This window comes from Kitasatospora sp. NPDC057198 (genome assembly GCF_042670125.1).
Lineage (GTDB): Bacteria > Actinomycetota > Actinomycetes > Streptomycetales > Streptomycetaceae > Kitasatospora.
This window is the reverse complement of sequence record NZ_JBHUWH010000267.1, coordinates 1-10760: the sequence shown is the minus strand read 5'-3', so window position 1 is coordinate 10760 and position 10760 is coordinate 1. Positions and strand designations below refer to the sequence as shown.

At 71.8% G+C, this 10760-nt stretch carries 11 protein-coding genes; 8 read left to right on the top strand and 3 right to left on the bottom strand.

Annotation, left to right across the window (positions count from 1 at the left end; translation table 11 throughout):
* Positions 1-36: 36 nt before the first annotated feature.
* Together ACFUEL_RS25955 and ACFUEL_RS25950 are read right to left on the bottom strand one after the other, a co-directional pair.
* Positions 37-708 (bottom strand): response regulator, encoded by a 672-nt coding sequence (locus tag ACFUEL_RS25955; protein ID WP_380239171.1) that lies wholly within the window; start codon positions 706-708, stop codon positions 37-39.
* The gene (locus tag ACFUEL_RS25950; protein ID WP_380239170.1) at positions 709-1575 is read right to left on the bottom strand and encodes a RecB family exonuclease; all 867 of its coding nucleotides are present in this window, start codon (positions 1573-1575) and stop codon (positions 709-711) included.
* Between the two features lie 151 nt (positions 1576-1726).
* On the opposite strand from ACFUEL_RS25950, the gene ACFUEL_RS25945 reads away from it, so the two are divergent.
* The 3 genes from ACFUEL_RS25945 to ACFUEL_RS25935 all read left to right on the top strand — a co-directional run bounded on the left by ACFUEL_RS25945 (position 1727) and on the right by ACFUEL_RS25935 (position 4681).
* Positions 1727-2923, top strand: a complete 1197-nt coding sequence (locus ACFUEL_RS25945) for a site-2 protease family protein (protein WP_380239169.1) — start codon at positions 1727-1729, stop codon at positions 2921-2923.
* Positions 2924-2968: 45 nt separating this feature from the next.
* Positions 2969-3937, top strand: coding sequence for a tRNA (adenine-N1)-methyltransferase (locus ACFUEL_RS25940; protein ID WP_380239168.1), 969 nt, complete (start codon positions 2969-2971; stop codon positions 3935-3937).
* A gap of 171 nt (positions 3938-4108) precedes the next feature.
* Positions 4109-4681 carry a hypothetical protein gene (locus tag ACFUEL_RS25935; RefSeq protein WP_380239167.1) on the top strand — a complete coding sequence of 191 codons (573 nt, stop codon included), beginning with the start codon at positions 4109-4111 and terminating at the stop codon, positions 4679-4681.
* 63 nt (positions 4682-4744) lie between these two features.
* On the opposite strand, the gene ACFUEL_RS25930 is transcribed toward ACFUEL_RS25935, so the two are convergent.
* A complete protein-coding gene (locus ACFUEL_RS25930; protein WP_033255313.1) occupies positions 4745-5032 on the bottom strand; it encodes a ferredoxin in 288 nt (95 codons plus the stop codon).
* Between the two features lie 232 nt (positions 5033-5264).
* Here ACFUEL_RS25930 and arc point away from each other — a divergent pair, with 232 nt between their 5' ends.
* The 5 genes from arc to prcA all read left to right on the top strand — a co-directional run.
* Positions 5265-7031, top strand: coding sequence for a proteasome ATPase (gene arc / locus ACFUEL_RS25925; protein ID WP_380239166.1), 1767 nt, complete (start codon positions 5265-5267; stop codon positions 7029-7031).
* Positions 7032-7146: 115 nt separating this feature from the next.
* Positions 7147-8658: a depupylase/deamidase Dop gene (gene dop / locus ACFUEL_RS25920; protein ID WP_380239165.1), complete on the top strand. Its 1512-nt coding sequence runs from the start codon at positions 7147-7149 to the stop codon at positions 8656-8658.
* A 97-nt stretch (positions 8659-8755) separates the two neighbouring features.
* A complete protein-coding gene (locus ACFUEL_RS25915; RefSeq protein ID WP_380239164.1) occupies positions 8756-8974 on the top strand; it encodes a ubiquitin-like protein Pup in 219 nt (72 codons plus the stop codon).
* A gap of 179 nt (positions 8975-9153) precedes the next feature.
* Positions 9154-9999: a proteasome subunit beta gene (gene prcB / locus ACFUEL_RS25910; protein ID WP_380239163.1), complete on the top strand. Its 846-nt coding sequence runs from the start codon at positions 9154-9156 to the stop codon at positions 9997-9999.
* Between the two features lie 32 nt (positions 10000-10031).
* A partial coding sequence (gene prcA / locus ACFUEL_RS25905) for a proteasome subunit alpha (protein ID WP_380239162.1) occupies positions 10032-10760 on the top strand: 729 nt, incomplete at its 3' end.

Genomic DNA, 10760 nt, shown 5'->3' with positions numbered 1-10760 from the left:
GGGGTGACGGGCCGTCCGGCGCTCCCGGGCCGCGGGCTACAGCGAACCCGGGCGCACCAGGCCGCTCTCGTACGCGTACACCGCCGCCTGCACCCGGTCGCGCAGCTGGAGCTTGGTCAGCACGTGGCCCACGTGCGTCTTCACCGTGGTCTCCGAGACGAACAGCTCGGCGGCGATCTCCGCGTTCGACAGGCCGCGCGCCACCAGCCGCAGCACCTCCAGCTCGCGCTCGGTCAGCACCGTCAGCGCCTGCGGCGGCGCCTCGTCCCCCGAGGGCAGCTTGGTGGCGTACATGTCCAGCAGTCGGCGGGTCACCGACGGGGCGAGCATCGCCGCGCCGTCCGCCACCACCCGGATCGCCTGCACCAGCTCCTCGGCCGGCACGTCCTTCAGCAGGAAGCCGCTGGCACCGGCGCGCAGCGCCTCCACCACGTACTCGTCCAGGTCGAAGGTGGTCAGCACCAGCACCTTCGCCGGGCCGTCCCGGTCCGGGCCGGCGATCCGCCGGGTCGCCTCCACGCCGTCCATCCGGGGCATCCGGATGTCCATCAGCACCACGTCCGGCTGCAGGGCGCGGACCTGGTCCAGCGCCTGCTGCCCGTCGCCCGCCTCGCCGACCACCACCAGGTCGGACTCCGCCTCCAGGATCATCCGGAAACCGGTACGCAGCAGCGGCTGGTCGTCCACCAGCAGCACACGGATCGTCACCTACGACTCCTTGCCAGGAATGGTCTCTGTAGCCAGCGGCAGCGGGTACGGCGGGGGAGTGCCGCCGAACTCGGGGCAGGACGCCTTGTGGTCGCACCAGTCGCACAGCCGGTTGCGCGTCGCCGGGAAGTCACCGGTGGCCACCGCCGCCGAGATGGCCTCCCACAGCGCCTCCAGCTTCCGCTCCACCGCGATCAGGTCGGCCTCGTCCGGGTCGTACGTCACCACGTCCCCGCCGCCGCCCAGGTAGACCAGCTGCAGGCGCTTGGGGACCACGCCCCTCCACCGCCACACCACCAGCGCGTAGAACTTCATCTGGAACATCGCCCGGCCCTCGAAGTCCCGCGAGGGCGCCCGGCCGGTCTTGTAGTCCACCAGCCGCACCTCGCCGGACGGCGCGACGTCCACCCGGTCGATGTACCCGCGCAGCAGCAGGCCGGAGGGCAGCGCCGTCTCCACGTACAGCTCCCGCTCCGCCGGGTGCAGCCGGGCGGGGTCCTCCAGCCGGAACCACTTCTCCACCAGCTTCTCGGCGTCCGCCAGCCAGCCGGCCAACTTCTCCGGCTCGCCCGGGAACAGTTCCGCCAGCTCCGGCCGTTCCCCCAGCAACCGCTCCCACTGCGGGCCCAGCAGCCCGAGCGCCCGCTGCGGCGTCCGCTCGGCCGGCGGGTGGTCGAACAGCCGCTCCAGCACCGCGTGCACCAGGGTGCCCCTGGTCGCGGCCGCGCTCGGCGGCTCCGGCAGCCGGTCGATCACCCGCAGCCGGTACAGCAGCGGGCAGGTCATGAAGTCGCCCGCCCGGGACGGCGACAGCCCGGTCGGCCGGGCGGCCGGCCGCGGGGCGGGCGAAGGGTCGGTCTGCTGCATGCCACGACCCTATTGCACCGGACCGACACCGGAGGCGAACGGGTCGGGGAGGCTGGGTATAGGAGAAGGGAGGGCGGGGTGCGCCGCCGTTCCCGGGGCGAGATCACGTAGCGTACGAGGCACCAGCGGACGGCGGGACGGAAGGAGCACGGTGAACGACACCGAGGGGCGGGCACCGGAGAAGCCGAAGCCCGACGACCAGCCGCGCGGCGGCATCCTGATGGGCCGTCCGTTCGGCGTGCCCGTCTACGTCACCCCGTCCTGGTTCCTGGTCGCCGCCCTGATCACCTGGGTCTTCGGCAGCCGCCTCGCCGACGTGCTGCCCGACCTCGGCGGCGCCCGCTACCTGCTCGCCTTCTCCTTCGCCGTCGCCTTCTACGGCTCGGTGCTGGTCCACGAACTCGCCCACACCGTGGTCGGGATCCGCTACCGGCTCGGCGTGCGCCGGATCCAGCTCCAGTTCCTCGGCGGCGTCTCCGAGATCGAGAAGGAGGCCGACCGCCCGTGGCGCGAGTTCTGGCTCGCCTTCGTCGGCCCGCTGCTCTCGCTGCTGCTCGGCGGCGCCTTCTGGCTCGGCCTGCGCGCCGTCGAACCCGCCACCGTCCCCGGCGTGCTGCTCGCCGGGCTGATGGTCTCCAACCTGGTCGTCGCCGCCTTCAACCTGCTCCCCGGCCTCCCGCTGGACGGCGGCCGGATGCTGCGCGCCGTCGTCTGGGCCGCCACCGGCAACCCGATGAAGGGCACCCTGGCCGCGGTCTGGGCCGGCCGCGCCCTCGCCGTCGCGGTCGTCCTCGGCCTGCCGATCCTCAGCTCCTCCCAGGACGTCGAGCGCTCCGCCACCGAGGCCATGGTCGACGGCGTGCTCGCCGCCATCCTCGGCTTCATCATCTGGCAGGGCGCCGGGAACTCGCTGCGCAACGCCCGCCTCAAGGAGGTGCTGCCCCGGCTCAAGGTCCGCGAGATGGCCCGCCGCAGCATCGACGTCACCGCCGACACCCCGCTCGGCGAGGCCATGCGCCGGGCCCGCGAGGCCCACGCCGGGGCGATCGTGGTGGTCGACGGACGCGGCGAGCCGATCGCCGTGGTCAAGGAGTCCGCGGTCAGCGCCGTCCCCGAGCACCGCCGCCCCTGGGTCGCCGTCAGCGCCGTCTCCCGCGACCTCGAACCCGGCCTCACCGTCCCCGTCGACCTGGCCGGCGAACAGATCCTCGACACGCTGCGCCGCGCCCCCGCCACCGAGTACCTGGTGCTCCGCCCGGACGGCTCGGTCTACGGCGTGCTCTCCCTCACCGACCTGGAGCGCAAGCTCACCGCCGCGCTCCAGGGCCGGGCCGCGGGCGCGAACTGATCATGTGGTCGGGGGCAGCCCTCCGGCTCCCGTAGGATGGCCCCCATGTCCGAACCGACCGGTGCCACCCGCCGACGCGGGCCCTTCCAGGTCGGGGACCAGGTCCAGCTGACCGACCCCAAGGGCCGCCACTACACGTTCACGCTCCAGGCCGGGAACCAGTTCCACACCCACAAGGGTATGTTCCCGCACGACGAGCTGATCGGCGCTCCCGAGGGCACGGTCGTCCGCACGACGGGCAACGTCCCGTACCTCGCGCTGCGCCCCCTGCTCCCCGACTACGTCCTGTCCATGCCGCGCGGCGCGGCGGTGATCTACCCCAAGGACGCGGGCCAGATCCTCGCCATGGCCGACATCTTCGCCGGCGCGAAGGTGGTCGAGGCGGGCGTCGGCTCCGGCGCCCTCTCCACCTACCTGCTGCGCGCCGTCGGCGACACCGGCTCGCTCGCCTCCTACGAGCGCCGGCAGGACTTCGCCGACATCGCCCGCGGCAACGTCGAGCGCTACTTCGGCGGCCCGCACCCGGCCTGGAAGCTCACCGTCGGCGACCTCCAGGACAACCTGGTCGAGACCGACGTCGACCGGGTCGTCCTCGACATGCTCGCCCCCTGGGAGTGCCTGGACGTCGCCTCCAAGGCGCTCGTCCCCGGCGGCCTGATCTGCTGCTACGTGGCCACCACCACCCAGATGTCGCGCACCGTCGAGGCGCTGCGCGAGCACGGCACCTTCACCGAGCCGCAGGCGTGGGAGACCATGGTCCGCACCTGGCACCTGGAGGGCCTCGCCGTCCGCCCGGACCACCGGATGATCGGCCACACCGGCTTCCTGCTCACCGCCCGCCGCCTCGCCGACGGCGTCGAGCCCCCGCTGCGCCGCCGCCGCCCCGCCAAGGGCTCCTACGGCGAGGACTACGAGACCGGCCCCGAGACCGAACTCTCGCTCGCCGAGCGCGCCGCCGTCCGCAAGGCGCAGCGCCAGGCCGCCTCGCACGACGCCCGGGACCTCCCGGAGTAGGCGCGGGCAACCACGCACCCGCAGCCGGGTCGCGGGGGAACGGCAGGCCACTGCCCTCCTCGCGGCCCGGCTGTCGGCGTCCCGCGCCCCGCGCGGTCCCCCGCGTCCCTGCCCGCACGCGGCGCCCGGCCGTGTGGAAGGATGCCCGGACCGGAAGAGGGGAGTCTCGTGGTGACGGAGCGTCGGATACCCGGGCACGCGCGGTCGGGCCTGAAGCACTGGGTGCTGGTCGCGGCGGGCTGCGCGGCCGTGGTGGGCGGGGCGCTGGGCGCGACCTCGGCGACCGGGGCGGTGACGGGCGGTCAGCAGGCGGCCGACGGGCCGGTCGCGGAGCCGGTGCCGACGGCCGCGCCGCTGCCCGAGGTCGACCCGGCGAAGGCGGACCTGCCGCTGGAGTGCGGCCCGTTCCCGGTCGCGGTGAGCCTGAAGGCGTCCGCGGTGCTGGACGGCAGGCCGGTGACCGTCGCCGCCGCGCACTGCCGGGCGGACATGGGCACTCCGCCGGACGGGGTGTTCCTGGTGACCGCCGACGCCGCCCCCGTCACGCTGCTGCCCGACAGCGAGGGCCTGACCGTCACCGAGCTGGCGATCCGCAGCGACGGCTCGATCCGCGGCACCGCCCGCGGCTACTCCTCCCCGGACGTGCCGCGCTTCTCGCCCGACCTGCGGGTGGACCTGTCCTGGACCCGGACCGCCGGGGCGTGGACCAAGCAGGAGACCAGCACGCCGACGGCCGGCGCCTGAGCCGCCGCGGGCCTGAGCCGCCGCCGGCCCGAGGAGCCGCCGGCCTGAGCGCCCGTCAGCCGGTCAGTCGGCGTCCGGCCCGTAGACCTCGACGCCGTCCGCCGCCCGGCGGACGTGGATGCAGTCGCCGGGGCAGTCCTTGACGGAGTCCACCACGTCCTGAAGGAGCGTCAGCGGAACGGGCACCGTCTCGCCCGGCTGCTGGCGCAGTTCGTCGTCCGCGCCCTTGACGTAGGCCAGCCCGTCGATGTCGAGTTCGAAGACCTCGGGCGCGTACTGCGCGCAGATGCCGTCGCCGGTGCACAGATCCTGGTCGATCCAGACTTCGAGTGCCTCGCCCGTCCCCGCCATTGCCCCTGCCGTTTCTGCGCTCGTCGCCCCGTATTCGGGGACATTCCTGTCACGATACATCCGCGCTGCTTTGAACCGTTGAGCGGTGGGCATCTCCTCTACCAAGAGGGGAAGCACGCAGGGCGAACAACCGGACACGCCCGACCCGCCTTTCTGATCACTAAGGGGTTTACATCGCCCTGGTCCCAGGTAGGTTTGGGTCGTCCAGCTCCCCCAGGAGGAGGTGAGGACCGTGGCAGCCCACGATGACGAGTACGACCGCAGCGCCGGCAGGCCCGCACGGGGGTCCGACGAGGCCGCGCAGGTCTCCTACCTCGAACAGGAGATCGCCGTCCTTCGGCGCAGGCTCGCGGATTCCCCGCGCGGATCGAGGATCCTCGAGGAGCGGATCGTCGAGCTGCAGACCAGCCTGGCCGGTGTGACCGCCCAGAACGAGAGGCTCGTCGCGACCCTGCGCGAGGCCCGCGACCAGATCGTGGCCCTCAAGGAGGAGGTCGACCGGCTCGCCCAGCCGCCGGCCGGATTCGGCACCTTCCTCGAGAAGAACGAGGACGGCACCGCCGACATCTTCACCGGGGGCCGCAAGCTCCGGGTCAACGTCAGCCCCAGCGTCGAGCTGGACGAGCTGCGCCGCGGCCAGGAGGTGATGCTCAACGAGGCGCTCAACGTCGTCGAGGCGATGGCGTTCGAGCGGATCGGCGAGATCGTCACCCTCAAGGAGGTGCTGGAGGGCGGCGACCGCGCGCTGGTCACCGGCCACACCGACGAGGAGCGCGTGGTGCGGCTCGCCGAGCCGCTGCACGGGCTGACGCTCCGCCCGGGAGACGCCCTGCTGCTGGAGCCCCGCTCCGGCTACGTGTACGAGGTGGTGCCGAAGTCCGAGGTCGAGGAGCTGGTCCTCGAGGAGGTCCCGGACATCGACTACCGGCAGATCGGCGGCCTCTCCGGCCAGATCGAGCAGATCCGGGACGCGGTCGAACTCCCGTACCTGCACGCCGACCTCTTCAAGGAGTACGAGCTCCGGCCGCCCAAGGGCGTCCTGCTCTACGGCCCGCCCGGCTGCGGCAAGACGCTGATCGCCAAGGCGGTGGCCAACTCGCTCGCCAAGAAGGTCGCCGAGGTGACCGGCCGCCCGCAGGGCAAGAGCTACTTCCTCAACATCAAGGGCCCCGAGCTGCTCAACAAGTACGTGGGCGAGACCGAGCGGCAGATCCGCCTGGTCTTCCAGCGGGCCCGGGAGAAGGCGAGCGAGGGCACGCCGGTCATCGTCTTCTTCGACGAGATGGAGTCGCTGTTCCGCACCCGCGGTTCCGGCGTCAGCTCGGACGTGGAGAACACCATCGTCCCGCAGCTGCTCGCCGAGATCGACGGCGTGGAGGGCCTGGAGAACGTCATCGTCATCGGCGCCTCCAACCGCGAGGACATGATCGACCCGGCGATCCTGCGGCCCGGCCGGCTGGACGTCAAGATCAAGATCGAGCGGCCGGACGCCGAGGCGGCGAAGGACATCTTCTCCAAGTACCTGCGCGACAGCCTCCCGTTCCACCCGGACGACCTCAAGGAGCACGACGGCTCGGTGTCGGTCACCGTCGCCGCCATGATCCAGTCGGTGGTCGAGCGGATGTACTCGGAGACCGAGGAGAACCGCTTCCTGGAGGTCACCTACGCCAACGGTGACAAGGAGGTCCTGTACTTCAAGGACTTCAACTCCGGCGCCATGATCCAGAACATCGTGGACCGGGCGAAGAAGATGGCCATCAAGGACTACCTCGACCACGGCCAGCGCGGTCTGCGCGTCTCCCACCTGCTCGCCGCCTGCGTGGACGAGTTCAAGGAGAACGAGGACCTGCCCAACACCACCAACCCGGACGACTGGGCCCGCATCTCCGGCAAGAAGGGCGAGCGGATCGTCTTCATCCGCACCCTGGTCACCGGCAAGCAGGGCGCCGAGTCCGGCCGCTCCATCGACACCGTCGCCAACACGGGGCAGTACCTGTAGCACGCGTACCACCCCGTCCGGCTGCGGCGCTCGGCAGGGCTCCGCAGCCGGACGGCGCGTCTGCACCGGCAGCACCGGGCAGCACCCAGCAGTACCCACAGGTCAGGAGGGCCGCATGACCGTACGGCGCGTGATGGGGATCGAGACCGAGTACGGCATCTCCGTGCCCGGCCACCCCAACGCCAACGCCATGCTCACCTCGTCCCAGATCGTCAACGCGTACGCCGCGGCGATGCACCGGGCGCGCCGCGCCCGCTGGGACTTCGAGGAGGAGAATCCGCTGCGCGACGCCCGGGGCTTCGACCTGGCCCGGGACGTGGCGGACGCCAGCCAGCTCACCGACGAGGACATCGGCCTGGCCAACGTCATCCTCACCAACGGCGCCCGGTTCTACGTCGACCACGCGCATCCCGAGTACTCCTCGCCCGAGGTCACCAACCCGCTCGACGCGGTGCTCTGGGACAAGGCCGGCGAGCGGATCATGGCGGAGGCCGCCGAGCGCGCCCTCGAACTGCCCAGCGGGCAGCGGATCCTGCTCTACAAGAACAACACCGACAACAAGGGCGCCTCCTACGGCACCCACGAGAACTACCTGATGCAGCGGGCCACCCCGTTCGCCGACATCGTCCGCCACCTCACCCCGTTCTTCGTCTCCCGCCAGGTGGTGTGCGGGGCCGGCCGGGTCGGCATCGGCCAGGAGGGCGGCGGGCACGGCTTCCAGATCAGCCAGCGCGCCGACTACTTCGAGGTCGAGGTCGGCCTGGAGACCACCCTCAAGCGCCCCATCATCAACACCCGCGACGAACCGCACGCCGACGCCGAGAAGTACCGCCGGCTGCACGTCATCATCGGCGACGCCAACCTGTCGGAGATCTCCACCTACCTCAAGCTCGGCACCACCGCCCTGGTGCTGTCGATGATCGAGGACGGCTTCATCGCCGTCGACCTCGCCGTCGACCAGCCGGTGCGCACCCTGCACCGGGTCTCCCACGACCCGGACCTCAAGCAGCTGGTCCAGCTGCGCAGCGGCCGCCGGCTGACCGCCGTCCAGCTCCAGATGGAGTACTGCGAGCTGGCCCGCAAGTACGTCGAGGACCGCCACGGGCAGGACGCCGACGACCAGACCCTGGACGTGCTGGCCCGCTGGGAGGACGTGCTGGGCCGCCTGGAGCGCGACCCGATGAGCCTGTCCCGGCAGCTCGACTGGATCGCCAAGAAGGAGCTCCTGGAGGGCTACCGGCAGCGCGACGGCCTGGACTGGGACAGCCCCCGGCTCCAGCTGGTCGACCTCCAGTACAGCGACGTGCGGGCCGACAAGGGCCTCTACAACCGGCTGGAGGCGCGCGGCCGGTTCGAGCGGCTCTTCACCGAGGACGAGGTGCGCCGGGCCGCGCACCAGCCCCCCGACGACACCCGGGCCTACTTCCGCGGCCGCTGCCTGGAGCAGTACGCCGACCACGTGGCCGCGGCCTCCTGGGACTCCGTCATCTTCGACCTGCCCGGCCACGACAGCCTGCAGCGCGTGCCGACCATGGAGCCGCTGCGCGGCACCCGGGAGCACGTCAAGGACCTGCTCGACCGGTGCCGCACCGCCGAGGACCTGGTGCGCGTCCTCTCCGGCGGGTAACTTTTCGATCACCTGGGGTGAACATTTCCCCGACGGGGAATCATTCCGGTGAGCAGCCAGCGTTGAACGAGAACACCGAACGAGCGGGGTGAGGGAAATGGCGGAGAAGGACACCGGCGGAGGCCAGCAGCGGGCCAGCCGCTCCTCCGAGGAGGTCGAGGAGCAGGCCGCGGAAACGCAGGCTTCGGACGAGCTCAAGGAGCGCCAGGAAAAGCTCAGCGACGACGTCGACTCGGTACTCGACGAAATCGACGAGGTACTGGAATCCAACGCGGAGGATTTCGTGCGCGGATTCGTGCAGAAGGGCGGCGAGTGAGAGGGGGGATTCCCCTCCGCCACCGAAAACAGCACCACGAGCGCCGCAGGTGTGCCCTGAGCGCGCCTGCGGCCTCGTGTTCCCGCAAGCTCCCGTGCGCAGCGCGTGGAACCGGCCCCGGAAACGGGTAGGGTCCGGGGCACCAAGCAACTTTCGATCTTCGATCCGGAAGGACACGTGTGGAAGCCAACCTCAGTGGCACCGGGCGTCTGCCGGCCGCCTTCCTCACCCCCGGTTCCTCCTCGTTCCTCGACTTCCTCGACAGCCACGCGCCCCAGCTGCTCCCCGGCCGGCGCCCCCTCCCGGAGGGGATGACGATCGAGGCGCCGCACGGCACCACCATCGTCTCCGCGGTGTTCGACGGCGGCGTGGTGCTGGCCGGCGACCGCCGCGCCACCATGGGCAACGTCATCGCCCAGCGGGACATCGAGAAGGTCTTCCCGGCGGACGAGTACAGCGCGGTCGGCATCGCCGGCACGGCCGGCCTCGCGGTCGAGATGGTCCGGCTGTTCCAGCTGGAGCTGGAGCACTACGAGAAGATCGAGGGCGCCGTGCTCTCCTTCGAGGGCAAGGCCAACCGCCTCACCACGATGATCCGCTCCAACCTGGCGATGGCCATGCAGGGCCTCGCGGTCGTCCCGGTCTTCGCCGGCTACGACCTCGACCTCGGCCGCGGCCGGATCTTCACCTACGACGTCACCGGCGGCCGCTCCGAGGAGCGGGCCGGCTTCGCCGCCACCGGCTCCGGCTCGGTCTTCGCCCGCGGCGCGATGAAGAAGCTCTACCGGGACGGGCTGACCGGCGAGCAGGCCGCCACCCTCGCCGTCCAGGCGCTCTACGACGCCGCCGACGACGACTCGGCGACCGGCGGCCCCGACCTGGCCCGCAAGATCTTCCCGATCGTCACGCTGATCACCGAGGACGGCTTCCGCCGGCTCTCCGACGACGAGGTCGCCGAGATCGCGGTCTCCATCACCGACCAGCGCCGCGAGCACCCGAACGGCCCGCAGGCCCCGCTCCTCTGAGTCCGCCCCCACCACCCGAAGGGAGACCGGCGGTGTCCACGCCGTTCTACGTCTCGCCCCAGCAGGCCATGGCGGACCGCGCGGAGTACGCCCGCAAGGGCATCGCCCGCGGCCGCAGCGTGGTCGTGCTCACCTACGCCGACGGCATCGTCTTCGTCGCGGAGAACACCTCCCGCGCCCTGCACAAGGTCTCCGAGATCTACGACAAGATCGCCTTCGCCGCGGTCGGCCGCTACAACGAGTTCGAGAACCTGCGCATCGGCGGCGTCCGCTACGCCGACCTGCGCGGCTACTCCTACGACCGGGCCGACGTCACCGCCCGCGGCCTGGCCAACGTCTACGCGCAGACCCTCGGCACCATCTTCTCCTCGGTCGGGGAGAAGCCCTACGAGGTCGAGCTGATCGTGGCCGAGGTCGGCCGCACCGACGCCGACGACCAGATCTACCGGCTCACCCCCGACGGCTCGGTGGTGGACGAGAAGAACGCCGTGGTGGTCGGCGGCAACGCCGACTCCATCGGCAACTACCTCGGCCAGCGCCACCGCGCCGGCCTGAGCCTCGCGGAGGCGCTCAAGCTGGCCGTCGACGGCCTGGCCCGCGACCCGAACGGCGGCACCCCGCGGGCGCTGACGCCGGAGCAGCTGGAGGTCGCCGTGCTGGACCGCCAGCGCCCCCGGCAGCGCAAGTTCAAGCGCATCCTGGGCGGCCAGCTGGCCCGGCTGCTCAGCGGCGACGAGTCGGCCGCCGCCGAGGACGAGGGC